Genomic DNA, 23,938 nt, shown 5'->3' on the forward strand with positions numbered 1-23,938 from the left:
TGAGTGTTACACCAAAATCAAATGAAATGGTGTAAAAATGGTGTAAAATCAAGAAAATCGAGTGCGAAAGCAAGTGAAAAACCTCTGTGAAGCCCATAAAATCAAGGCTTCACAAATTCTTCACAAAAAATTAGCACTCACCTCTTGACAGTGCTAATAATGAGTGCTATATTACATATAGAACAAAGGAGGAGGAACAAAAAGAAGAGTTCCGAATCCGGAGTTGAAAATGTTGATAACACTCAGGAGCAATCCGAAAGTGCTTGATTAGATTTTAAGATATCTTTTGAAAGGAGATATGACTTATGTTAATGCCTAGTATTTTTGGAGAGAATTTGTTAGATGACTTTTTTGGATTCCCATTTGATGGAAATTATAATTATAATGCAGCAGGTTTGATGACCACAGATGTGAAAGACACAGATCATGGTTATGAAGTAACGATGAACATGCCGGGAGTAAAGAAGGAAGATGTGAAAGCTGAACTGAAGGATGGCTACTTGACCGTCAGTGCTGTATCGAATAAGCAGACAGATGAGAAGAACTCGGAGGGCAAATATCTCAGACGTGAACGTTACAGCGGTTCATGCAGCAGAAGCTTTTATGTTGGTGAAGGTGTTAAACAGGAAGACATCAAGGCTAAGTTCGAGGATGGCACTTTGAAGCTTGAAATTCCGAAAGAGGAAGCAAAGCCTGCAGTAGAGCAGAAGAAATATATATCCATTGAGGGATAATGATTCATCGGCTCAGATGTTTTTAGACAATAACAGTTAACAGATTGGAATATAGATATTTGATTGAAAAGGAGATATGACTTATGTTACCTAGCATTTTTAACAATAATTTATTTGATGATTTCTTTGATTTTCCATTTTATTATGACAACAGAGCAGAAGATAAGGCAGAGAAGAAACTGTATGGTCACCATGCAGGCAATCTGATGAAGACAGATATCAAGGAACTGGACAATGGCTATGAACTTGAGATTGATCTTCCGGGCTTCAAGAAAGACGAGATTAAGGCTGAATTGAATAATGGTTACCTGACCGTCAGTGCAGCAAAGGGTCTTGATGAAGATAAGGAAGACAAGAAGACAGGCAAGTACATCAGACGTGAGCGTTATGCAGGCGCATGTCAGAGAAGCTATTATGTTGGCGAAGATATCACAGAAGAGGATATCAAGGCATCCTTTGAACATGGTATTCTGACACTGTTCGTACCTAAGAAAGAAGCAAAACCTGCTGTAGAAGAGAAGAAATATATTTCTATCCAGTAAAAAATAAATGTATATGAAGCGCAGGAATTCTAAGCAAGTCCTGAATCAAAAAGGCCGCAGCCCATTTGGGTTGCGGCCTTTCGCTACTTTTAGGGTTTTAAATAAATCGGATGCAAAAATGAAAATAATTGGAGCTGTTTAGAATCAGCTTCAAAAGTTGGAAGGCTTTATAATCTTAGAATTAGAGACGATTTTGGATTATAAAGCCTTTTTTGTGGATAAAAATGTCAATTTATATAGATGTGGTTGAAAAGTTGTCGAATCTTGTCGAAATGTTGTGGGCAAACAGGGTCTGTGCTCTGGAACTGTCACATTCCCTGGCAATCTGAAGAGTGCAGTAGCTCTTTAATGCGGAGCGAATCTGCAAGGTTTCATTCATGTCATCGACATGAAGGTGCTGATCGGCTTGTTGACCGGTATATCGGTATGTAGTATTATATGAGTTGAAAAAATGGACAGTTAAAGAGAAAGGCGAAGCATAGCGAATGATAGTTGCAACGGTATTTGGAAAGATTATTTCTATTTTTATTATTATGATTGTAGGCGTGATCTGTTGTAAGATGGGAATCATTGATGATTATACAAAACAGCGTTTGTCCAGACTGAGTACACTGGTTGTGAATCCTATTTTGATTTTTACTTCCTTTCAGATGGAGTATGACAGTGAGTTGCTGAAAAAAATGAGCCTTCTTTTTGTGTTGGCCGTCATCAGTTATCTGATTTCCATTATGATTGGTCATTTCCTTTTGCATGAGAGAGAAGGGTATGATCTGTCAATTGAGAAGTTTGCAGTGATCTATGATAACTGTGGATTTATAGGGGTTCCGCTTGGTTATGCGCTTTTTGGAAATATCGGTGTTATCTATGCAACCGTGTTTGTCGCCGTTTTTCATATTTTCTGCTGGACACATGGCATCATGCTGTTGGATAAAGGCGGTTTTCAGCTGAAGAAGCTGATTAATCCATGCCTCATTGCGGTCATCGCAGGTATGGTATTCTTTATTTTTCAGATTCGTCTGCCGGAAAGTATTGATTTTGCAATGGGTGCCATTGGCGATATGAATACGCCGCTGGCGATGCTTTTGTCCGGCGCGATTATGACACAGCTGAATTTTAAGGAGGTTTTGATAAAAAGAAGACTCTTTTTCGTGGCGTTACTGCGCTTGATCGTTTCGGCAGGTCTGTTCTGTTTGTTACTGAGATTTCTGCCGATTGATGATCAGATGCGGACAGTAGCCGCAGTGACTGCAGCGTGTCCGGCCGGTGCCATGACGATTACGATGGCGATTATGTATGAGCATGATGATCATTATGCGACAGAGCTTTTTACAGTGACAACGTTGCTTTCAATCCTGACAATGCCACTGTGTATGCTGATTGCCGGATAGGGCACTGCGCAGCAATTTTACATGCGAATACGTCACGATGAAAATCAAACTAAATCATAAGCATTTCTTGGTGTGCCGTCGGCAACATGGATAATTCCGCAGTAGCGGAAGCCATAACTGTCGATGGCATTTTGCATTGGCTTGTTGTCAGCGTGGGTATCAATGCGCAGACAGTCTATTTTGTTATGACAGAAATCTATAAAGGTTGAAAATTTAAAATACCGCTATCCAAATACAACAAAGCTTGCATTGGATGGGCTAGATTTTGAAATAGACAAGGGTTCTTTTATTGGGATTATTGGAGAGAATGGAGCTGGAAAAAGTACGCTCTGTCAGGTGTTCAATGGTCTAGTTCCGGGGTTTTTCAAAGGGGCTTACGGAGGAAAAGTTCTGATCGGGGACACGGAAGTAGCAAAAACGACTGTTTCAAAGCTGTGCCAGAAAGTCGGTCTGGTATTTCAGAATCCGTTTAACCAGCTCACTGGTGCAAAAGAAACGGTTTTTGAAGAAATTGCATTTGGTTTGCAGAACTTCGGTGTTCTGAAAGAAGAGATGATAAGCCGTGTCAATGAGGTGATGGAACTGCTGGATATTGCGGATTACCGGGACAGAAATCCGTTTGATCTGTCCGGTGGTCAGATGCAGAGGGTAGCGCTGGCAGGTATTCTTGCGATGAAACCGGAAGTAATCGTGTTAGATGAGCCTACTTCACAGCTTGATCCGGCGGGAAGTGAGGAAGTTTTTGCGGCGGTCGATAAGCTCACCAAATCAGGGATTACGATCATTATGGTGGAACAGAAACTGGAAAAACTGGCAGAATACTGTGACAGGATTTTGTGGCAGAGAGTTTCGAGCGTGTGATTGTTATGGCGCACGGAAAAGTGCTCGCAGACGGCACAAAAGAGGAAGTGTTTGCACAGAAGGATATCCTGGAGCAGGCAAGGCTCGACCAGCCGTATTTGACAAAGCTGTGTCAGCGGCTTGGGTATAAGAAGTTCTATTTTTCATTAGAATAAGAAAAGGAATATAAACAAAAGCGGAGGTTTAGATAATGAGAAATTTGTTAGTAGTGGTAGATATGCAGAATGATTTTATCGACGGTTCACTCGGAACAAAAGAGGCAGTGGCTATCGTGGATAATGTAGTGGCAGAGATTGCAAAGTATGACACAAAAGACATTTTTGCAACAAGAGACACACATCTGGAAAATTATCTGGAGACACAGGAAGGAAAAAATCTTCCGATTGTGCACTGTGTGAAGGGAACAGAGGGCTGGCAGATCAATGAAAAAGTGAAAACTGCATTAAAAGATGCAACAGTGATTGACAAGCCAACGTTCGGTTCAAAAATTCTTGCAGACGAGATTGCAAAAATCGCAGAGAAAGAAGATATCACCGTTACATTGGTCGGACTTTGCACTGATATCTGTGTTGTCTCCAATGCAATTTTAATTAAGGCATATCTGCCGGAGATTCCAGTAAAAGTCATTGCTTCCTGCTGCGCAGGTGTCACACCGAAAAGTCATGAAGCAGCATTGACCACGATGAAAATGTGCCAGATACTATGAAAAATGCTGGATAGTGGTAATGAAGTGCCAGATACGACAGAGAAAATGCCGGATAGTGAACAGAAACGTACGATTTTGAAGACAAAATTTGGTTGATTAACCAGGTAAAAGTGATATACTGAATGCATAAGAAAAGAAACCGTGTGGAATTATAGTTTTGTTTTCACACGGTTTTTTAGAAAATGAGAGTTAGATATTACTAACATGAGCACTGGAAGTTTTTTGAAAATGAAAAAGAGGACGGATTTCTATGAGAATATTGATTTATGGTGCAGGTGTGATTGGATCCTTGTATGCGGTCTTATTTGCAGAAACTGGCTATGATACGAGTATTTATGCCAGAGGTAAAAGACTTGAGTTTTTAAAGAAAAATGGACTGCTTTATAAGAAAAATCAGAGGGAGCTGCATAAGCAATTTTATGCTTATATGAAAAAACTAAAGGAGGCCAGATATGAAATTTTATGAAAGTGGAGACAGTAGTAAACCAGTGATATTTTTATTTCCTGGTACCTGTTGCCTGTATAGCAGCTTTGAACATGTACTGGATAGATTACATCCTTATTTTTACACGGTAACAGTTTCTTATGATGGATTTGATCCAAATGAGAAAACAGAATTTTATTCAATGGAAGATGAATGTGAAAAGATTGAGCTGGAAATTAAGAAAAAGTATGGTGGAAGAATTAAAGCAGCGTATGGGTGTTCCCTTGGTGGAAGTTTTGTATCCCTTTTGATTCAGCGAAAAAGAATCCATATAGATCATGGCATTATTGGGAGCAGTGATATGGACGAAGCAGGTCGTCTTGTGGCAAAAATCAAGTCATCCATGGTAGTCCCTTTCATGTATAAAATGATACATACAGGTGCTCTTCCGAAATTAATGCAGAAAAAACTGAATAAGACAGATGAGGTTAAAAAAGAATTATATAATGGATTTTTGAATATGTTTGGAATCGGTAAAGGAGGAAATCCGTGGATTACAAAACAGAGTATTTATAATCAGTTCTATTCGGATCTGGTTACGAAAGTCCAGCATGGAATTGATGTGCCGGGAACAACTATCCATGTGTTTTACGCTACAAAGATGGGTAAAAAATATGAAAAGAGATATTGTACTTATTTCAAAAATCCGGATATTCGGAGACACAACATGCAGCATGAAGAACTGTTTTGCTGTCATAGTGCAGAGTGGGTAAAAGAAGTAAAAAAATCAGTGGAAGGCGACAGATAATGAAAGAAAAAGTGAATGTGACAGGTGTGCCGGAAACGATGGTACAGACCCTGTATGCAAGAGCAAAAGAAACAAAAAAACAAAATGCAAAGATCAAAGATGAGATTGCAGTAGAACTTGTGGAAAAGCTGGACTATGACTTTTCTATAGCAGATAAAGATAAAGCCATGAACTATGGTGTGATTGCAAGAACAATTGTATTAGACCGGATGGTTGAGCAATATTTGGAGAAAAATGCAAATACAATTGTTATAAATATTGCATGTGGACTGGATACCAGATGCTACCGGATGAAGGGAAAATATTTGCGCTGGTATAATGTAGACCTTCCGGAAACAATGAAAATAAGGAGCCAGTTCCTTACCGAAACTGATCCGGTGTATCAGATTGCAAAGTCTGCAATGGATGATTCCTACATAGATGATATCGATTATCACGGTAAGAATATTCTGGTAATAATCGAAGGACTTACCATGTATTTGTATGAGAAAGATATCAGGAAGATGTTTTCTATTATTGATAAATCATTTCAGAAAGTTACAGTAATGGTCGAAACCATGTCACCTTTTGTTGTAAATCATGTGAAAGAAAAATCCATAGAGGGAAGCAATGCAAAATTCACCTGGGGAGTTAAGAACGGAACAGAACTGCAAAGAATTGTGCCGGGATTTTCTGTTCAACAGGAAGTCAGTCTTGTTGAAGGAATGAAAGAGCTTATGCCTGTTTATTGTGTGATAGGTAAAATACCAGCTGTTCGGAATATCTCGAACAAAATAATAGTTTTGGAGAAATGTGACTGATATTAAGGAGATGATGCAGATGCAGAAAAGACATTTTGAAATGGAAACAGATGGATTTTATGGTGCATATTGGAAATGTAAAACCGACTCAGACTGTGCAATGATTGCAATGATCGGAGATGACTCGGAAGATTATCTGGCACGAACATCCGTAAAATGGTTACATAAACTTGGTGTGAATGTGATGACAATGTCTCCGGCAAAAAAGGATTATGGACATCATAATTATCCGCTGGAACGTATAGAAAAAGCAATCAGTTGGTTAAAAACACATGGTAATCGGAAGATAGGAATTGTCGGGGCATCTACTACAGGAACACTTGCTTTAACTGCCGCTTCTTATTTTGAAGATCTTACATTGACAATAGGTCTGACACCGAGTGATTTTATCTGGCAGGGGTTTATGCAGGGGAAAAAAGATGGCTGTAAGGAATGGCCGATTGAGGGAGAATCACTTTTCTCTTATAAAGGTGAACCGCTTCCGTATATGCCGTTTTGTTATAAACATCCGGACTATTGGCACGTGATTGAGAAAGAAACAAAACGGACCGGTGATATGATTAATTCGAGAAAATTGTTTGATGACTCAGAAACAGCTCATCCAATTACAGAAGAAGAAATGATCAAGATTGAAAAAATTCATGGAACATTATTGCTGATTGGCGCTGAAGATGATGTGTTGTGGGATACTGCAAAATATATACGCCGTATGGAGCTGCGTATGAAAGATCGTCCCCACACATGCAGGTTGGAGTCTGTTATTTACGAGCATGCGACCCATTTCGTATTTCCGGAGAGTATGTTAAAGACGATGCTGCCAATTGGTTCTGGAATCTTTATGAAACTGGCATTTCAGGCGGCAAGAAAGTATCCGAAAGAATGCCAGAGAGCACGGCTGGATATTGACCAGCGGGTGAGAAATGCTGTTGCTGAATGGAAGAGTACAGAAAGATAGATTAAAATAGATAGAAGGTATAAGTATGGTATTTAAAACAATAGGAAATAAATCAAATCCAGTCATCTTGTTTTTCCATGCAATGGGAGTAATTGGGGAAAGTAGTATGCCGGTTGCAGAGAAAATGAAAGAAAAATATTACTGTATTATGCCAACATCAACCGTGTATTGCTCTGGGCAGAGATATCAAAGTAAAAGAGATGAAATACAGCAAATTGTACGATTTCTGGAAAATCATGGAATCAAAGAGATAGAACTTGCAGTTGCATCTTCGATTGGTGCAGATCTTGCCATGGCATTCCTGACAGAGACAAAAATAACGGTAAAGCATGTTTTTTTTGATGGCGGACAGTTTGCCCAGATTGGAAAAGCAACTCGCAGAATCATGGTCCCGTTCTTATATATAGCAATGAAAAGTTTATATTGGTCAAAAGGAAAGACACTAAAGAGAATCATGTGGTGTGACGATGACAAAATTAAACCCTATTTTATAGAGGCAGGGAAGAACTTGACATATGGGAATCTGAGAAGACAGCTGGCAGACAGCTTGGAAGATAAACCATTTCCAGAACTGTCAGAAGAATTGCAGAAACATACATTTTGGGAATTTGGAAGTATAGAAGAACATTTTAAATATAGAAATGCAGTGATGCAGACCTATATACACGGTAACTTTCCCGTTTTTGAGGGATTTAACCATATGCAGTATCAAATCCAAAATCCGGAAGGATTTGCCAGAATGCTCAAAAAAATTATTGAGACAGATAGATTACCTGAATTGGTATTTTGAAAGAAGGTATCAGAAAAATGTTATTATTGTTGCAAAATGTATTGTACTGTCTGCTGTATGCATCCCTGATAAAATGTGCAGTGAGGAACGACGGGCGTAACTGTTTATATTTTTATCCAAAAGAATATGTAGAAGAAGCACAGAAACGTGGAATTGCTGATAAAGAAACTGTGATGAAAAGGTCAAAGTGGTTTATGATACCATTTTGTATTATTATATTTGTGGCTCTGATCTTGATTATTTCTGTTTGGAATCATGTTATGGATTTTAAAACGGCATATCTTCAAGCCTGTCTTTTTCTTGTGGTCATGAACTGGTTTGATGGTATTGTGATTGACAGATTATGGGTGGCGCACAGCAGAATCTGGCATATAGATGGTATGGAAGGAATTCCGTATGTAAAGCCTTGGAAGACTGTGTTGGTAAAACGAGGGGCGGCTACTGTACTGTATTTGGTGGTTGCATTTGTAGTAGCAGGGATTGTGGAATTACTTGGTAAAATATGATAAATTTCAGTTTCATTAAGTAAAAATATTTTGTTGTAGAGACAGAGGTGTATTTAATTATGAACTTTTTATAGAGTGTATGGAGAAATCCGTATGCTCTTTTTTGATTTGGAAAAAGTAATGCAAAAAAAGTATTTTTGACCGCTGTTAAACATGTGCTGTCCCTTTCGATATATGAAGGAATTATTTTTCCTGCATATTTTATAGAAAAGAGGATGAAGATATGTCAGAAAAAAGATGTTATACAGTTCAGGAATTACAGGAGATATTGGGAGTCAGCAGACCGACAGTCTATAATCTTTTAAAGAAGAAAGAATTTCGCTGGTCTTGACATAGGACCAGTATCTGCTAAGTGGAAACTGAATACAAGGAAAAATAAAAAATCTAAACAGTAGACTTGACAAATTCCTGTAATGAGTTAAAATATAACAGTGTTATATAGTACTGTTATATTTTAAAAAGAAGTTTAGAGGATACGAAAAGAATGTCGACGAAAGCAGAAGATACACAGAAAAACATATTAGATACAGCCAGAAAACATTTCCTGAAAGAGGGTTTGACAGGAGCATCTTTAAGAAATATTGTAAAAGATGCAGGGCTTACTACTGGCGCATTTTACAAATATTATCCGACGAAAGAGGCACTTTTTGATGCACTGACAGATCCCTATATGGAACATATTTATCAGATTTATGATCAGATTGTTGAGGCGTTTGAAAAGCTTTCAGCCAGTGACCAGACAAGGAATATGTCGGATACATCCAGTGATGGGATGGAACAGATGGTTGATTATATCTATGATCATTATGATAATTTTAGATTATTGTTGAAATGCGGAGACAGTGGAAAATTTGAACTATTCATACACAATATGGTAGAGCGGGAAATGAAGTCCAGCTTGAATTATATGGAAAAGATGAAAGAGAACGGTGTGAAAATACCGATTGTAGAGGAAAGCCTTATGCATATGATCTATACGGGATTTTTTTCATCAGTATTTCAGATTATTGAGCATGATATAGATAGAGAGACTGCAAAGAAAAATGTAGATCAACTGAAAGAATTTAATACAGGTGGCTGGGAGCGATTGTGGAATATTGAGTTTCCGGTATAACTGATGTAAGAATCCGGAATAGATTGTATGTGTTGCAGGTTTTGGATTTCTGAATAAAGTTCAGACAGGATAATAATATCAGGTGGTTGATGCCAGTAGACCACCTATTTTATTATATGTTGGTTAGCGCAAACTAACAGAAGGTAAAACAATAAAACGAACGTAAGGAGTGAAAAGATGTGAAAGAAAAAAAGAAGTCGGCAGTCAGCTGGATCCTGACGTGGGCCGGACAAAAAAGAATTGCCTATGTGTGGAGTGTGTTACTTGCAATAGGAAATGTGATTTTTAAGATTTTGCCGTATTTTATTATTGCAGATGTAGTAAAGCTGTTTTTAAATGGTGAAAAGGAGTTTGAAATATATCTTGCAAAAGCGGTTCTGATTGCATTATCGTTTATCATTGCAGAACTGCTTCATTCACTTTCGACAGCATTGTCACATAAAGCAACGTTTGCAGTACTTGCAAATATAAGAAAATCTTGCTGTGACAAGCTGGCGCGGGTACCTCTTGGCTATGTGAAAGACACACCTTCCGGTACATTTAAAAATATTATGGTGGAAAGAATCGACAGTATCGAGACAACACTGGCGCATATTGTCCCGGAATTCACGTCCAATCTGCTGGCACCGATTGTGATTTTGATTTATTTCTTCCTGACAGACTGGAGACTGGCACTTTGGTCATTGGTGCCGGTTATAGTGGGATTTCTTTCCTATTTTGGAATGATGATGGATTATAAACCAAGCTTCGAGAGAACGGTTCAGACAACAAAAGATCTGAATGATGCGGCAGTGGAATATATTGACGGAATCGAAGTGATCAAGGCATTTGGAAAGACAGAAAGTTCTTATGCAAAATTTACAAAGGCGGCTTTTGAATATGCAGATTCCTTTATTTCCTGGATGAAACGGTGCTCGATCTTTCATGGACTGATGATGGTGGTCACACCTTATACGCTTCTTACGGTATTGCCGTTTGGGGCACATTATGTAGCCAATGGAACACTTGCGATTTCAAATTTTGTCATCTGTATTATTTTATCACTTGGAATCGTTGGACCGTTGATCACAGTGGGTTCCTATACAGATGATCTTGGCAAGATCGGAGTGATTGTTGGTGAAGTGGCAGGAATTCTGGAACAGCCGGAGCTTGAACGTCCAGAGAAAAGTAAAAGTGTTCCAAAAGACAACTCCGTTACTCTTGAAGATGTCAGATTTGGTTATCACGACAAAGAAATCCTGCACGGAGTAACTATGGAGCTGAAAGCAGGAACGGTAAATGCAATCGTAGGACCTTCCGGAAGCGGCAAGTCGACCATCGCAAAGCTGATTGCGTCCCTATGGGATGTGGATTCCGGAAGCATCAAAATCGGTGGAGTTGATGTCAAAGAACTGGCATTTGCAGATTTTAATCGGAAAATTGCATATGTTGCACAGGACAATTATCTGTTTAATGAAACAGTCCGTGAAAATATTAGACAAGGAAATCCGGATGCTACAGATGAACAGATCATCGAGGTGACAAAGAAAAGTGGATGCTATGAATTTATCATGCAGTTGGAGAATGGATTTGATACGGTTGTAGGAGGTGCAGGAGGACATCTGTCAGGTGGCGAGAGGCAGCGTATCTCCATTGCAAGAGCAATGTTAAAGGATGCTCCGATCGTGATCCTTGATGAGGCAACTGCCTACACAGATCCGGAAAATGAGGCAATTCTGCAGAATTCTATCGCAAAACTGGTAGCAGGGAAGACCCTGATCGTAATAGCACACAGACTTTCTACTGTTAAGGACAGTGACCAGCTCTTTGTTGTAAATGATGGAAATGTAACAGCACATGGCACACATGAGGAACTTCTGGTGTCATGCCCGCTTTATAAGGAAATGTGGAATGCCCATATTTCTGTAAAAGATACGGTGAAGGAGGGAGAATGATATGTTTGGGATTCTGGCAAAATTCTTTCGTTTTTCAGGCAGAGAAAATGGCAATAAATTTAAACTGTCGATAGTGATCGGACTCATAGAGGATCTTGCCTCAGCAATGAAGATTCCGGCTATTATGTACATACTGATTGGTCTGCTGAGTGAGAAACCGACAGGAAAATATATTGGAGGCTCCGTTGCGATTATGGTTCTTGCAATTGTAGTCGATGTAATCTGCAAGAGATACTCTACAGTGCTTCAGACAGAGGGAGGATATAATGCAAGTGCTTTTATGAGAATCAAGATTGCAGAACATCTGCGATATCTGCCGATGGGGTATTTCAATTCCAATAGTATCGGGGAAATTTCTTCCATTACAACCAATACAATGGAAATACTTGGCGATGTGGCTGCGAGAGTGGTTATGCTGACAATGCAGGGAATTCTGGAAACATCAATGATCATTCTTATGCTGTTTATTTTTGACTGGAGAATCGGACTGATAGCTGCAGCAGGAGTACTTATTTTCTTTGGGGTCAATTCTGTGATGCAGAATGCGGGTAAAAAAGATTCAGAGCAAAAAGTGGTATGCGATACGGAGCTTGTAAACCAGATCATGGAGTATCTGCAGGGAATATCAGAAGTTAAATCATATAACTTGCTTGGGAAACAGGCGAAAAGATTAAATGATGCAAATGAAGCATGTGAAAAGATCAATACAAAGATGGAAATGCTGTTTGTGCCCTATCATTTTCTGCAAAGTGTGATAACAAAAATTACAGGTGCTGTGATCGTGGCTTGCAGTGCATATTTTTATATTAATGGAACTATGAGTGCGGTCTATGCGATCGGTATGACAATTTCAGCATTTATGCTTTATGCCAGTCTGGAATGTGCAGGAAATTATTCATCTCTTTTACATGTGGTAAGTGTATGTGTAGATAAAGCAAATGCAATATTGGAGCTGGATACCATGGATATCGACGGCAAAGAGATTCAGCCGGAAAATTACGATATCAGACTTTCTAATGTTTCGTTTTCTTATGACAAACGGAAGATCATTGATGATATATCGCTCTCTATTCCGCAGAAAACGACGACAGCAATCGTTGGACCATCTGGTGGAGGAAAATCAACACTTTGCAATCTGATTGCCAGGTTCTGGGATGTGGATTCCGGGGAAGTGACACTTGGAGGTGTGAATGTAAAAGACTACAGCATGAACAGTCTGATGAGTAATTTCTCATTTGTGTTTCAGTCGGTGTATTTGTTTGCAGACACCATTGAGAATAATATTAAATTCGGACGCCAGGATGCAAGTCATGAGGAAGTGGTGGAAGCGGCGAAGAAAGCATGTTGTCATGATTTCATCAGCAAACTTCCGAATGGATATGACACAGTGATCGGAGAAGGAGGAGCCACACTTTCCGGTGGTGAGAAGCAGCGTATTTCGATAGCCAGAGCGATTATGAAGGATGCGCCAATCGTCATATTGGATGAAGCAACGGCAAATGTTGATCCGGAGAATGAAAAGGAGCTGATGGATGCAGTAGATGCACTTACAAAGGAAAAAACGATTATTATGATTGCCCACAGATTAAAAACAGTTAGACATGCAGACCAGATTGTGGTTGTTGACAAAGGACGAATTGTGCAGCAGGGAATACATGAGCAACTAATGAAGCAGGAAGGTATTTATAAGAGATTTGTGGATGCAAGGCAGCAGGCGGTAAGTTGGAAACTGGTGCACTGAGAAATCAAGGCGTTCACAAAATCTTCACAAAATAATTAGCACTCAACTCTTGACAGTGCTAATAACAGGTGCTATAGTACAACTAGAACAAAGGAAGAGGGAAATAAAAGAGAAAGCCTCAGATCCGAAAGTTCAAGAATACAACACTTTTGCAAATCAAAAGTGCTAACATATATGGATTCAAAAAAAGGAGAGATGACTTATGTTAAGACCTAGTATTTTTGGAGAAAGTTTTTTAAATGATTGGAACGATTGGGATAACTGGATGAATTTTTCATTCCCGGATGTAGAGAAAAAGTTGTATGGAAAACATGCAGCACATGTAATGAAAACAGATATTAAAGAACATGATGATGGATATGAATTGGTAGTAGATTTACCGGGATTCAAGAAAGATCAGATTCAGGTAGAATTGAAAGATGGTTATTTGACTATCAGCGCAGAGAAAGGTCTTGAAAAAGACGAGAAAGAGAAAAAAGGAAAATACCTCAGACAGGAACGTTATTCAGGAAGCACAAGCCGTACATTCTATGTAGGTAAAGATGTTACAGAGAATGATATTCATGGAAAATTTGAGAATGGTATTTTGACACTCGATATCCCGAAGAAAGAGGAGAAGAAAGAAGTGGAAGCAAACCACTTTGTAACCATTGAGGGATAGGATAAAAAGAGCTCCCTGGGAAGTCCTGGGGAGCTTTTTCTAAATAAGAGGAAAATTTTATGTGTTGTTGATTTGAAATAAGTTGATAGATGCTGTTAAGGCAATGCTTTGAAAAAATATCAGGAGGTGATATGAATGGCAAAGAGGGATTATTATGATGTATTAGGGGTTAGTAGAAGTGCAAGTGCCTCAGAGATCAAGAAAGCTTATAGGAAGCTTGCAAAAAAATATCATCCTGATACGAATGCGGGAAATAAAGAAGCAGAACAGAAATTCAAAGAAGTTACAGAAGCGTACAATGTATTAAGTGACGAAGAAAAGAAAAAAATGTATGATCAGTTTGGTCATGCAGCATTTGACGGAAGTACACCAAATGGAGCATATCAAGGTAATGCAGGAAATTATGGTTCTGGTTTTGGCGGCTCTTACAGCGGAGCATATCAAGATGCGAATGGCGCTTATCACGAATATCATTTCAACAGCAGTGACATGGGAGACATTTTTGATGATATGTTTGGAAATATCTTCCATGGTGATGAAAGCGGCAAAGGTTTTGGCAGTTTTAGAAGCGGAAGTACCGGTGGTTTCAAAGGCTTTGGAAGTGGCGGAAGCAAAGGCTTTGGCGGGCAATATTATCAAAATGCACCACAAAAAGGTTCTGATATCCACGCAGATGTAACAGTAGGATTTGATGAGGCAGCATTTGGCTGTGATAAGATAATTACATTACAAAATCCATCAAATGGAAGCAGTCAGTCGTTAAAAGTACACATTCCGGCCGGTATTGATACCGGAAAAAGTGTACGGCTTCGAGGAAAAGGACAGCCGGGATTTCAGGGCGGCGAAGCCGGAGATTTGTTCTTGAAAGTGACAGTTGCCAATAAACCGGGATATGAACGAAAAGGTTTGGATGTTTATACAACGATACAAATTCCATATACAACAGCAGTATTCGGAGGCGAAGCAAGAGTACACACGTTGTATGGCGATGTGATGTGCAAGATTAAAGAAGGAACACAGTCAGGAAGCAAGATTCGATTAAGAGGAAAAGGAATTGTTTCCATGAAAAATGCATCCGTGCATGGAGATCAGTATGTCACAGTGGAAATTCAAGTGCCGAAATATTTGAATCAAGAAGCAAAAGAAAAATTAAAAGAATATCAGAGAGCGTGTGCGTGATAAAAAATAGTACACGCGGATAATAGAAAGAGACTTTACACTATGCTATAATATTTACGATAAAGGCAGAGCGTGTAAGGTCTTTTTTTACTTTATACAAAAGCCTTTCCATTTTACACAAAGGAAATAAATAAAAATGTCGAATATAAATGAGTATAATTGGGATAAATTGTTAAAAATAAAAACAAGTGGCAGAGATGATACAAAAGCAGACCAACATTGCTATCCGTATGAACCTACGCCATATTGTGTACTTGAGAGACTGGCAAACAGCGGGTATATCAAGAAAAATAATTGCGTGATCGATTATGGTTGTGGAAAGGGCAGGGTTGATTTTTTCTTATCTTATCAGACAAGATGTAAAAGTGTCGGAATAGAATATGATGAACGGATTTACAAAGATGCCTGCAATAATCAAGACACTGCCGTTTCCGGCTCAAGAACCGAATTTTTACTTCAAAAAGCAGAAACATATTCATTAGAAAAACAAGAAGACAGGATGTTTTTCTTCAATCCATTTTCAATAGAAATATTGAGAAATGTAATAGCTCGAATTATTCAATCATATTATGCAGAACCAAGACAAATGTTGTTGTTTTTCTACTATCCGTCAGATGAGTATATTGCGTATCTGATGACGGTAGATGAATTGACATTTGTTGACGAGATCGAGTGTATGGATTTGTTTGAAGGAAACAATAAACGTGAACGAATTATGATTTTCGAGATAGGAAATGAGTAGAAAAATAATGGATTTGTGTTGAAAATGTTGCCGGAAATTGTAAAGCATGTGGATATTTGTTATAATAAAAAATATTTGCAATTCAAAGGGGAAAATACAAGTAGAAAGGAATAGAGAAATGAAAGAAAAAATTCATGCATTGACAGAAGAAATGTTGGAAAATATGGGGAGATTGGTAGCAATTGATTCTCAGCTGGGGACACCAGAGGAAGGAAAACCATTTGGCGAGGGACCTGCAAAAGCTCTGGAAGAAGGGCTTAAGATTGCGGAAGAGCTTGGATTTAAAACAGTAAATCTGGACAATTATTGTGGATATGCAGAGATGGGAGAGGGCGAAGAAATCATCGGAATCGCAGGACATCTTGATATTGTTCCGGTAGGTGGAGACTGGAATTATGATCCATTTAAGCTTACAAGAGATGGAGATTATGTATATGGACGTGGAACAACAGATGACAAAGGTCCGGTTATAGAGGCACTTTATGCAATGAAATTGTTGCGTGATTCTGGAATTAAAATGAATAAACGTGTCCGTCTCATTATGGGATGTAATGAAGAAAATGGATCAAAATGTATGGAGCACTATAATGAGGTCGCAGAAGAATTATCCTGTGGATTTACTCCGGATGCAAGCTATCCATGTATCCATGGTGAAAAAGGACACATGGCTATGATGGCGTATTCTAAAAATACAAAAATCATTTCCATGAATGGTGGATTTGTTTCAAATGCTGTATGTGATACATGCACAACAGTGATTCCAAGTGAAGCCGGTCTGAAAGAAAAACTTGAGAAAACATTTGCTGAAACAAAACTCCAGGAATATAAATTGACAGAAGAAAATGGAGAAATCAGCATTTATGCAAAAGGAGTACCGGCACATGCAAGTACCCCAACTCTTGGGGTAAATGCAGCAGGCGTGACATGTGAGTGTCTTGAAAAAGCAGGTTTTGAAGATGATTTTGTAAAATTCTATAATACACATATCGGTACTGCATGTGATGGCGCAGGTGTAGGACTGAAAATAGCAGATCAGTATGGTGATTTGACATTTTGTAATGGAATAGTTAAGACAGAAGATGGTGTTATTTCATGCACAATTGATATCCGAGTACCGGTGACATTGAAGGCAGAAGATGTCCGTAAAATGTGCGAAGACAAATTAGAAGACGAAAATGGACGTATTGAGATATTAGAAATCGGAGATCCATTATTTTATCCAAGAGAATCACCACTTGTAAATGCTTTATATAAAGCATATGTAGATGTGACTGGAGATACAGAGAATGAACCAATGGTAATCGGCGGTGGAACTTATGCAAAATCATTAAAAAATATAATTGCATTTGGACCGGAGAAGGTTGGTATGGATTATCGTATTCATGGTGCGGATGAATTTATTCTTGTTTCTGAGATGGAGGAAACTGTGCTGATTTATATGGAGGCAATTAAGAATTTGCTTGCTATTTAGTTCATTAGGTGGCAATACGTTCCTTACAAAAAATTGATATAAGAATTCTTGCTCAGATTCCATGAGCGGGAAATACATAAAGGTCAGAATTATTACTAAAAGCAGAGCTTAGAAACCAGCAATTCGAGCTGTGCCCTCAAACAGCAAGTTTCTAAGCTCTAACGTAAAATTCTGGCCTTTTAGTATTTCCAATCGCTTCCTTTGTATTCACAGAAATTCATATCCAATATTTTTTCTCTGTACTTTATCGCAAATCAAATGAATTAAAGAGCAGTGCTCTGTGGTGTACCGTAATAGAAACAGGTAGATGATTTTTTTTGTAACTGTTGTATCTGCAAGCCCTTGATATTCGTTATTGCAGATGCTCTTTTTTAGACCGATGTATCTACAAGGCTTTGATATTCATTGTTGCAGATGCTCTTTTTGGAATCAATGTATCTGCAACTTGCTTTTCTTTGAACTTGCAGATACTTTTAATCCTGCCTGTCATGTACAATTGCATCTGCATCTTGCCTTTTCTGGGATTTAAAGATACTTCCTTTGCAAATTTTGCATCTACATCTCACATTTTCGATAACGTGAAGATGCTCCCCAGTAAAATTACGCATCCGCAACTTGCTCTTTCAATGCTTTGCGGATGCTCCCATCAAAATTTTGCATCTTCAATCCTCTATCGCAGATATCGTCGCTCGATATCCTTTGAGTTCTATTTACTTCACAACTTGAGCCAATACATTACTTACAAAAAAATTGATATAAGAAATTCGAGCGAATATGGAGTGAGCGTTGGAGACACTTGGAGCGTAAATTTTTGCGTTAATGAATTTGAACGAACGTGTTTGAAGCTGCGTAGCAGCAAGTTTGAGTTCAAATTCATTTGCTTTTAGCAAAAATTTACGCTCTTATGTGTCTCCCGCTCATGGAATCTGAGCAAGAATTCTTATATCAATTTTTTGTAAGGAACGTATTGCCACTTAATGAACTAAATAGCAATCTAATGAACCAAAGTAACTTGACTCCCTCTTGACAATACAAAAATAATTGTGATAAACTTGTTTATAGATAAACAGTTCAACAATGAACAATTTAAAAATAAACAGTTCTTTTTTGAACAAATAAATTGATTAAACATGAACGAAAGGTGGAGAGACATTTGTGTGAAGAACAAATCCATGTTAATCATCAAATACACAAAATGGACAGGACAATATCAAAATTGTTAGAGACGCGTGTAAAGGACGAAGGGCTGGATGAGGCTACACTGATGCATGGATGGATATTGCGTTATCTGTACGAGCATCAGGAGCAGGATATTTATCAGAAAGATATAGAGAAGTATTTTGGAATATGTCGTTCGGGAGTGACAAATATCATTCAGGCTTTGGAAAAGAAAGGGCAGGTGTACCGTGCTTCGGTAGAAACTGATGCCAGATTAAAGAAAGTTATGTTGACAGAAAAGGGAAAGTTAAGTCATGAAAAACTTGGAGAGATTTTCCAAAAGATGGATGCAGATCTTGAAGAAGGAATTTCAGAAGAAGAAATCCAGGCATTTATGAAGGTAATCAATAAGGTTTATTGTAATATTGAAAAAATGAAAGGAGAGAATCTATGATTCGTACTTTATTAAAAGAAGTAAAAGAGTATAAGGCAGCATCGATCGCGACACCAATTTTTATGATTCTGGAAGTATTGTTTGAAACATTGATTCCATTTTTAATGGCGTCGATCATTGATAAAGGTGTTAATACCGGAGACATCAACCATATTTATAAGGTTGGTGGAATTATGATCGTTGCGGCAGCATTAGGTCTGGTTGCGGGAATGGCAGGAGGGCGTTATGGTGCGAAAGCTTCTACCGGATTTGCAAAGAATTTGAGAAATACGATGTTTGATCATATTCAGACATTTTCATTTGCAAATATCGATCATTTCAGCACAGCGGGATTGGTTACGCGTCTGACAACAGATGTGACAAACGTACAAAATGCATATCAGATGGTTCTGCGTATGATGATGAGGGCACCGGCGAGTATGATCTGCGCCATGGTCATGGCATTTGCAATCAATGTAAGACTGGCAAGTATTTATCTTGTTGCTGTTATAATTCTGGGAATCATTTTATTTTTCATTATTCGCCATGCAACAGCTTATTTCCAGCAGGCATTTCCGAAATACGATGCATTGAATGAATCTGTTCAGGAAAATGTATCTGCGATTCGTGTTGTAAAAGCATATGTAAGAGAAGAGCAGGAGACAAGCAAATTTCAGCGTGCGAGCAAAAATATTTATGACATTTTTGTAAAGGCAGAAAAGAACGTTGTGTGGAATGCTCCAATCATGATGTTTACGGTATATACCTGTATCATTCTGATTAGTTGGTTTGGAGCAAAAATGATAGTAGTTGATTCTCTGACGACAGGAGAATTGATGAGTCTTCTTGCATATTGTATGAATATTTTGATGAGTTTAATGATGTTGTCTATGGTGTTCGTTATGATTTCAATGAGTATGGCCAGCATGCGCCGTATCGCAGAAGTGTTAAATGAAACAACAGATATCCACAATCCGGAAAATCCGATTTACGAAGTTTCGGATGGAAGTATTGAATTTAAAAATGTAGATTTTTCTTACAAAAAAGACAGTGCAGAAAAAGTTTTGAAAAATATTAATCTGGATATTCATTCAGGTGAAACAATCGGAATCATCGGAGGAACCGGCAGTGCAAAAACGAGCCTTGTCAATTTGATCAGCCGTCTGTACGACGTGTCGGACGGAGAGATTCTGGTTGGCGGAAAAAATGTAAAAGAATACGATTTGGAAGTACTGAGAAATCAGGTTTCGGTTGTGCTTCAGAATAATGTATTATTTACCGGAAGTATTTTAGACAACCTTCGCTGGGGAAATAAAGAGGCTTCGGATGAGGAATGTATTCAGGCATGTAAATTGGCATGTGCCGATGAATTTATCGAGCGTTTCCCACAGAAATACAATACACATATTGAGCAAGGTGGAAATAACGTATCCGGTGGTCAGAAACAGAGACTTTGTATTGCAAGAGCATTGCTGAAAAAACCGAAGATATTAATTTTGGATGACAGTACGAGTGCTGTCGATACAGCGACAGATGCAAAGATACGTCGTGCATTTAGAGAGGAAATTCCGGATACAACAAAGCTTATCATTGCACAGCGTATCTCCAGTGTACAGGATGCAGATCGTATCATTGTTATGGATGAAGGCCAGATCAATGGATTTGGTACGCATGAAGAACTACTCAAGACAAATGAGATTTATCGCGAGGTATATGAATCACAGACACAAGGCGGCGGAGATTTTGACGAAAATGGAGGTGAAGCATAATGCCAAGAGCAATGGGAAAACCACAGAATAAAGTTAAAAATCCGGGGAAATTACTCATGCGATTGATGAATTACATTTTTCGGGATTATAAATTTCATTGTATTGCAGTATTCATTCTCATTTTTGTAGGTGTTATTGCAAATGTACAAGGAACGATGTTTACAAGAGATTTAATCGATAAATATATAACACCATTTCTTTTATCCAGCGATACACCGAATTTTTCGCCACTCGCACATGCAATTGCAAGAGTTGCAGTATTTTATGGTATTGGAATTGTAGCAACATATGCATACAATCGTATTATGATAAATGTTACTCAGGGTATGATGATGAATATGCGAAATGAAATGTTTGAACATATGGAAAAGCTTCCTATCAAATATTTTGACACGCATGCACATGGCGATATTATGTCAATCTATACAAATGATATTGATACGTTGCGCCAGATGGTCAGTCAGAGTATCCCGCAGATTATCAATAGTGGATTTACAATCATCAGTGTATTTATCAGTATGTTGATTTTAAATATTCCATTGACGATTGTGACACTTATTATGGTTGCAATCATGATTTGGGGAACAAAGAAATCTGCCGGACAGAGTGGAAAATATTTCCTGGAACAGCAGAGAAATCTTGGTAAAGTAAATGGATATATTGAAGAGATGATGAATGGTCAGAAGGTTGTAAAAGTATTCTGCCACGAAGAAGAAAGCAAAAAAGAATTTAAAGAATTAAATGAAGCTTTGTTTGTAAGTGCAGACCGTGCAAATACATTTGCCAACTTCCTTGGACCTATGAATGCACAAATCGGAAATATCAGTTACGTAATCTGTGCAATCGTCGGAGGAGCACTTGCATTAAATAGTGTCGGCGGATTTACGTTGGGAGGACTTGCAAGTTTCCTGACATTTAATAAGAGCTTTAGCATGCCGATCAACCAGGTCAGCCAGCAGATGAATGCGATTGTAATGGCACTTGCCGGTGCGGAACGTATCTTTACATTGCTGGATGAGAAAGTGGAAGTAGATGATGGTTACGTTACATTAGTAAATGCAAAAGAGGAAAATGGAAAGCTTGTAGAGAGTGAAAAACGTACAGGACGCTGGGCTTGGAAGCATATTCATCAGGCAGATGGTTCCGTAGATTATATTGAACTTCAGGGAAATGTTGTCTTTGACGGAGTAGATTTCGGATACAATGATGATAAGATTGTGCTTCACGATGTGAAATTATATGCGGAGCCGGGGCAGAAGATTGCGTTCGTTGGTTCTACAGGGGCAGGAAAAACAACCATTACAAACCTGATTAACCGTTTCTATGATATTCAGGATGGCAAAATCCGATACGATGGAATCAACATCAACAAGATAAAAAAAGCAGACCTGCGTCATTCGCTTGGAATTGTATTGCAGGATACACATTTATTTACAGGAACAGTAAAAGAAAATATTCGTTTTGGAAAACTGGATGCCACAGATGAAGAAATCATTGCAGCAGCAAAACTTGCAAATGCAGATGGATTCATCCGCAGACTTCCGGACGGATACGATACAATGATCACCGGCGATGGAGCAAACTTAAGTCAGGGACAAAGACAGCTCTTAGCAATCGCCAGAGCAGCTGTGGCAGATCCGCCGGTATTGATTTTGGATGAGGCGACAAGTTCAATTGATACACGTACAGAGCGTATCATTCAGGAAAGTATGGACAGATTGATGCATGGACGTACAACATTTGTTATTGCACATCGTCTGTCAACAGTCCGTAACTCGGATTGTATCATGGTTCTCGAACAAGGTAGAATTATTGAAAGAGGTACACATGATCAGTTGATTGAAGAGAAAGGGAAGTATTACCAGTTGTATACGGGAAATGCGATTTCGGCGTAGGGGCTATTTAGTTCACTGGGTGGCGATACGTTCCTATAAGAAACATTGGATATGAATTTCTGTTCAGACTCCGTCAGCGGGAAATACATAAAGGTCAGAATTATTACTAAAAACAGAGCTTAGAAACCAGCAACTCGGGCTACGCCCTCAAACAGCAAGTTTCTAAGCTTTAACGTAAAATTCTGGCCTTTTAGTATTTCCAATCGCTTCCTTTGTATTCGCAGAAATTCATATCCAATGTTTTCTTAAAGTACGTTATCGAATGCTTGATGAATTAAATAGTAGAACTTTACTGGACGAGTGTTGCGGATATATCATTCTGATGGGGGGTATCTGCGATAATGGATTTGATGGAATTGAAGATGTGTAATTTCTGCAGGATGTATCTGCAAGTTATAGAAAGAGCAAGTTGAGGATGCACAATTTCAATGAGAAGCATCCTCATGTTATCGAAAATGTGGGATGTAGATGCAAAATTTGCGAAGGCAGTATCCTCAAATCCAAGAAAAGGCAAGATGTAGATGCAATTTAATATAGTAGACAGGCTGAAAAGCATCTGCAAGTTCAAAGAAAAGTAAGTTGCAGATACGTTGGTCCCCAAAATAGCATCTGCAATAGTGAATATTAAAGTCTTGCAGATACATTGGTCTAAAAAAGAGCATCTGCAATGGCGAATAAACCGAGAATATAGATACATCAGATACCAGAAAATTGAATCTACTCATCCCTCCATCTATTTTAATTACGGTACACCTCCAAGAAAGAAAAGACTATGCAATCCAGCGAATTGGAGTCGGGCTTGCCCGACGAAGTTGAGCAGGAGTGCATAGTCTTTTCTTTCTTGGAGGTTGTCGAGAATTAAATACGTAAATAGCAACTTCCACTTGACATTTGCAAAACACAGCGTTATTATGAACATATGAACAAATGCTCATACGTTAAAAAGAAGGAGGACACACAAATGGCGATACACGATGTAGAATGTTGTGAAGAATACCAGACTCATGAAGAATTATTAAAGCTTGTTCATGAGCAGATGCCGGATGAAGATGAGCTATATGATCTGGCAGAGTTGTTTAAGGTCTTTGGAGATTCAACAAGAATCAGAATTTTATTTGTGCTATTTGAAGCAGAAGTGTGTGTGTGTGACCTGGCAGAAGCATTGAATATGACGCAGTCAGCAATTTCACATCAGCTTCGAATTTTGAAACAGTCAAAATTAGTAACGAGCAGAAGAGATGGTAAGCAAGTGTTTTACTCACTGGCGGATGGTCATGTAAGAACGATCATTGCACAGGGGAGAGAACATATAGAAGAATAAAAGAAA

General features: G+C 38.5%; 25 protein-coding genes. 24 read left to right on the forward strand and 1 reads right to left on the reverse strand.

The window, feature by feature from the left end:
• Positions 1-305 precede the first annotated feature (305 nt).
• From H8S40_RS03840 to H8S40_RS03935, 20 genes are all read left to right on the forward strand, one after another.
• Positions 306-734, forward strand: coding sequence for an Hsp20/alpha crystallin family protein (locus tag H8S40_RS03840; RefSeq protein ID WP_118738326.1), 429 nt, complete (start codon positions 306-308; stop codon positions 732-734).
• Between the two features lie 83 nt (positions 735-817).
• On the forward strand, positions 818-1,276 hold the full coding sequence (locus H8S40_RS03845; RefSeq protein ID WP_118725160.1) for an Hsp20/alpha crystallin family protein: 459 nt from the start codon (positions 818-820) through the stop codon (positions 1,274-1,276).
• Between the two features lie 485 nt (positions 1,277-1,761).
• Positions 1,762-2,664: an AEC family transporter gene (locus H8S40_RS03850; RefSeq protein WP_186864595.1), complete on the forward strand. Its 903-nt coding sequence runs from the start codon at positions 1,762-1,764 to the stop codon at positions 2,662-2,664.
• 249 nt (positions 2,665-2,913) lie between these two features.
• Positions 2,914-3,525 (forward strand): energy-coupling factor ABC transporter ATP-binding protein, encoded by a 612-nt coding sequence (locus H8S40_RS03855; RefSeq protein WP_243238177.1) that lies wholly within the window; start codon positions 2,914-2,916, stop codon positions 3,523-3,525.
• A gap of 5 nt (positions 3,526-3,530) precedes the next feature.
• A complete protein-coding gene (locus H8S40_RS16060; protein WP_186864596.1) occupies positions 3,531-3,680 on the forward strand; it encodes a hypothetical protein in 150 nt (49 codons plus the stop codon).
• 35 nt (positions 3,681-3,715) lie between these two features.
• Complete coding sequence (locus tag H8S40_RS03865; RefSeq protein ID WP_186864597.1) at positions 3,716-4,231, forward strand: cysteine hydrolase family protein; 516 nt, start codon at positions 3,716-3,718, stop codon at positions 4,229-4,231.
• 250 nt (positions 4,232-4,481) lie between these two features.
• Positions 4,482-4,697, forward strand: a complete 216-nt coding sequence (locus H8S40_RS03870; protein ID WP_366482220.1) for a ketopantoate reductase family protein — start codon at positions 4,482-4,484, stop codon at positions 4,695-4,697.
• On the forward strand, positions 4,684-5,463 hold the full coding sequence (locus H8S40_RS03875) for an alpha/beta fold hydrolase (protein ID WP_186864598.1): 780 nt from the start codon (positions 4,684-4,686) through the stop codon (positions 5,461-5,463). Before H8S40_RS03870 ends, H8S40_RS03875 begins: the two co-directional genes overlap by 14 nt.
• A complete protein-coding gene (locus H8S40_RS03880) occupies positions 5,463-6,263 on the forward strand; it encodes a class I SAM-dependent methyltransferase (protein ID WP_186864599.1) in 801 nt (266 codons plus the stop codon). The genes H8S40_RS03875 and H8S40_RS03880 overlap by 1 nt, the downstream gene beginning before the upstream one ends.
• A 19-nt stretch (positions 6,264-6,282) precedes the next feature.
• Positions 6,283-7,218 carry an acyl-CoA thioester hydrolase/BAAT C-terminal domain-containing protein gene (locus H8S40_RS03885; RefSeq protein WP_186864600.1) on the forward strand — a complete coding sequence of 312 codons (936 nt, stop codon included), beginning with the start codon at positions 6,283-6,285 and terminating at the stop codon, positions 7,216-7,218.
• Between the two features lie 25 nt (positions 7,219-7,243).
• Positions 7,244-8,008 carry a hypothetical protein gene (locus H8S40_RS03890; protein WP_186864601.1) on the forward strand — a complete coding sequence of 255 codons (765 nt, stop codon included), beginning with the start codon at positions 7,244-7,246 and terminating at the stop codon, positions 8,006-8,008.
• Positions 8,009-8,025: 17 nt separating this feature from the next.
• Positions 8,026-8,514 (forward strand): hypothetical protein, encoded by a 489-nt coding sequence (locus H8S40_RS03895; RefSeq protein WP_186864602.1) that lies wholly within the window; start codon positions 8,026-8,028, stop codon positions 8,512-8,514.
• A gap of 223 nt (positions 8,515-8,737) precedes the next feature.
• Positions 8,738-8,845: a helix-turn-helix domain-containing protein gene (locus H8S40_RS03900; RefSeq protein WP_366482222.1), complete on the forward strand. Its 108-nt coding sequence runs from the start codon at positions 8,738-8,740 to the stop codon at positions 8,843-8,845.
• Positions 8,846-8,998: 153 nt separating this feature from the next.
• Positions 8,999-9,628, forward strand: a complete 630-nt coding sequence (locus tag H8S40_RS03905) for a TetR/AcrR family transcriptional regulator (RefSeq protein WP_186864603.1) — start codon at positions 8,999-9,001, stop codon at positions 9,626-9,628.
• A gap of 179 nt (positions 9,629-9,807) precedes the next feature.
• Positions 9,808-11,562: an ABC transporter ATP-binding protein gene (locus H8S40_RS03910; RefSeq protein WP_186864604.1), complete on the forward strand. Its 1,755-nt coding sequence runs from the start codon at positions 9,808-9,810 to the stop codon at positions 11,560-11,562.
• A 1-nt stretch (position 11,563) separates the two neighbouring features.
• Positions 11,564-13,303, forward strand: a complete 1,740-nt coding sequence (locus H8S40_RS03915) for an ABC transporter ATP-binding protein (RefSeq protein ID WP_186864605.1) — start codon at positions 11,564-11,566, stop codon at positions 13,301-13,303.
• 202 nt (positions 13,304-13,505) lie between these two features.
• Positions 13,506-13,964: an Hsp20/alpha crystallin family protein gene (locus H8S40_RS03920; protein ID WP_186864606.1), complete on the forward strand. Its 459-nt coding sequence runs from the start codon at positions 13,506-13,508 to the stop codon at positions 13,962-13,964.
• A gap of 135 nt (positions 13,965-14,099) precedes the next feature.
• On the forward strand, positions 14,100-15,143 hold the full coding sequence (locus H8S40_RS03925; protein WP_186864607.1) for a DnaJ C-terminal domain-containing protein: 1,044 nt from the start codon (positions 14,100-14,102) through the stop codon (positions 15,141-15,143).
• Positions 15,144-15,279: 136 nt separating this feature from the next.
• Entirely contained in the window at positions 15,280-15,885 is a 606-nt protein-coding gene (locus H8S40_RS03930; protein WP_186864608.1) for an SAM-dependent methyltransferase, read from the forward strand.
• A 118-nt stretch (positions 15,886-16,003) separates the two neighbouring features.
• Positions 16,004-17,356 carry a M20 family metallopeptidase gene (locus H8S40_RS03935; RefSeq protein WP_186864609.1) on the forward strand — a complete coding sequence of 451 codons (1,353 nt, stop codon included), beginning with the start codon at positions 16,004-16,006 and terminating at the stop codon, positions 17,354-17,356.
• Positions 17,357-17,741: 385 nt separating this feature from the next.
• On the opposite strand, the gene H8S40_RS16290 is transcribed toward H8S40_RS03935, so the two are convergent.
• A complete protein-coding gene (locus H8S40_RS16290) occupies positions 17,742-17,864 on the reverse strand; it encodes a hypothetical protein (RefSeq protein WP_276312744.1) in 123 nt (40 codons plus the stop codon).
• Positions 17,865-18,509: 645 nt separating this feature from the next.
• On the opposite strand from H8S40_RS16290, the gene H8S40_RS03940 reads away from it, so the two are divergent.
• The 4 genes from H8S40_RS03940 to H8S40_RS03955 all read left to right on the forward strand — a co-directional run bounded on the left by H8S40_RS03940 (position 18,510) and on the right by H8S40_RS03955 (position 23,932).
• Positions 18,510-18,968 carry a MarR family winged helix-turn-helix transcriptional regulator gene (locus tag H8S40_RS03940; protein ID WP_243238178.1) on the forward strand — a complete coding sequence of 153 codons (459 nt, stop codon included), beginning with the start codon at positions 18,510-18,512 and terminating at the stop codon, positions 18,966-18,968.
• Positions 18,965-20,716, forward strand: a complete 1,752-nt coding sequence (locus H8S40_RS03945) for an ABC transporter ATP-binding protein (protein ID WP_186864610.1) — start codon at positions 18,965-18,967, stop codon at positions 20,714-20,716. Before H8S40_RS03940 ends, H8S40_RS03945 begins: the two co-directional genes overlap by 4 nt.
• The gene (locus tag H8S40_RS03950) at positions 20,716-22,611 is read left to right on the forward strand and encodes an ABC transporter ATP-binding protein (RefSeq protein ID WP_186864611.1); all 1,896 of its coding nucleotides are present in this window, start codon (positions 20,716-20,718) and stop codon (positions 22,609-22,611) included. Before H8S40_RS03945 ends, H8S40_RS03950 begins: the two co-directional genes overlap by 1 nt.
• A 961-nt stretch (positions 22,612-23,572) precedes the next feature.
• Positions 23,573-23,932, forward strand: coding sequence for an ArsR/SmtB family transcription factor (locus H8S40_RS03955; protein WP_118725110.1), 360 nt, complete (start codon positions 23,573-23,575; stop codon positions 23,930-23,932).
• Positions 23,933-23,938 lie beyond the last annotated feature (6 nt).

This window comes from Ruminococcus hominis (genome assembly GCF_014287355.1).
Classification (GTDB): domain Bacteria; phylum Bacillota; class Clostridia; order Lachnospirales; family Lachnospiraceae; genus Schaedlerella; species Schaedlerella hominis.

Excerpts from the sequence above, each read along its gene's own strand:
- H8S40_RS03840 (WP_118738326.1), top strand. The coding sequence starts at position 306 with ATGTTAATGCCTAGTATTTTTGGAGAGAATTTGTTAGATGACTTTTTT.
- H8S40_RS03845 (WP_118725160.1), top strand. The coding sequence starts at position 818 with ATGTTACCTAGCATTTTTAACAATAATTTATTTGATGATTTCTTTGAT.
- H8S40_RS03850 (WP_186864595.1), top strand. The coding sequence starts at position 1,762 with ATGATAGTTGCAACGGTATTTGGAAAGATTATTTCTATTTTTATTATT.
- H8S40_RS16060 (WP_186864596.1), top strand. The coding sequence starts at position 3,531 with ATGGCGCACGGAAAAGTGCTCGCAGACGGCACAAAAGAGGAAGTGTTT.
- H8S40_RS03865 (WP_186864597.1), top strand. The coding sequence starts at position 3,716 with ATGAGAAATTTGTTAGTAGTGGTAGATATGCAGAATGATTTTATCGAC.
- H8S40_RS03870 (WP_366482220.1), top strand. The coding sequence starts at position 4,482 with ATGAGAATATTGATTTATGGTGCAGGTGTGATTGGATCCTTGTATGCG.
- H8S40_RS03875 (WP_186864598.1), top strand. The coding sequence starts at position 4,684 with ATGAAATTTTATGAAAGTGGAGACAGTAGTAAACCAGTGATATTTTTA.
- H8S40_RS03880 (WP_186864599.1), top strand. The coding sequence starts at position 5,463 with ATGAAAGAAAAAGTGAATGTGACAGGTGTGCCGGAAACGATGGTACAG.
- H8S40_RS03885 (WP_186864600.1), top strand. The coding sequence starts at position 6,283 with ATGCAGAAAAGACATTTTGAAATGGAAACAGATGGATTTTATGGTGCA.
- H8S40_RS03890 (WP_186864601.1), top strand. The coding sequence starts at position 7,244 with ATGGTATTTAAAACAATAGGAAATAAATCAAATCCAGTCATCTTGTTT.
- H8S40_RS03895 (WP_186864602.1), top strand. The coding sequence starts at position 8,026 with ATGTTATTATTGTTGCAAAATGTATTGTACTGTCTGCTGTATGCATCC.
- H8S40_RS03900 (WP_366482222.1), top strand. The coding sequence starts at position 8,738 with ATGTCAGAAAAAAGATGTTATACAGTTCAGGAATTACAGGAGATATTG.
- H8S40_RS03905 (WP_186864603.1), top strand. The coding sequence starts at position 8,999 with ATGTCGACGAAAGCAGAAGATACACAGAAAAACATATTAGATACAGCC.
- H8S40_RS03915 (WP_186864605.1), top strand. The coding sequence starts at position 11,564 with ATGTTTGGGATTCTGGCAAAATTCTTTCGTTTTTCAGGCAGAGAAAAT.
- H8S40_RS03920 (WP_186864606.1), top strand. The coding sequence starts at position 13,506 with ATGTTAAGACCTAGTATTTTTGGAGAAAGTTTTTTAAATGATTGGAAC.
- H8S40_RS03925 (WP_186864607.1), top strand. The coding sequence starts at position 14,100 with ATGGCAAAGAGGGATTATTATGATGTATTAGGGGTTAGTAGAAGTGCA.
- H8S40_RS03930 (WP_186864608.1), top strand. The coding sequence starts at position 15,280 with ATGTCGAATATAAATGAGTATAATTGGGATAAATTGTTAAAAATAAAA.
- H8S40_RS03935 (WP_186864609.1), top strand. The coding sequence starts at position 16,004 with ATGAAAGAAAAAATTCATGCATTGACAGAAGAAATGTTGGAAAATATG.
- H8S40_RS16290 (WP_276312744.1), bottom strand. The coding sequence starts at position 17,864 with ATGCAGATGCAATTGTACATGACAGGCAGGATTAAAAGTATCTGCAAG.
- H8S40_RS03945 (WP_186864610.1), top strand. The coding sequence starts at position 18,965 with ATGATTCGTACTTTATTAAAAGAAGTAAAAGAGTATAAGGCAGCATCG.
- H8S40_RS03950 (WP_186864611.1), top strand. The coding sequence starts at position 20,716 with ATGCCAAGAGCAATGGGAAAACCACAGAATAAAGTTAAAAATCCGGGG.
- H8S40_RS03955 (WP_118725110.1), top strand. The coding sequence starts at position 23,573 with ATGGCGATACACGATGTAGAATGTTGTGAAGAATACCAGACTCATGAA.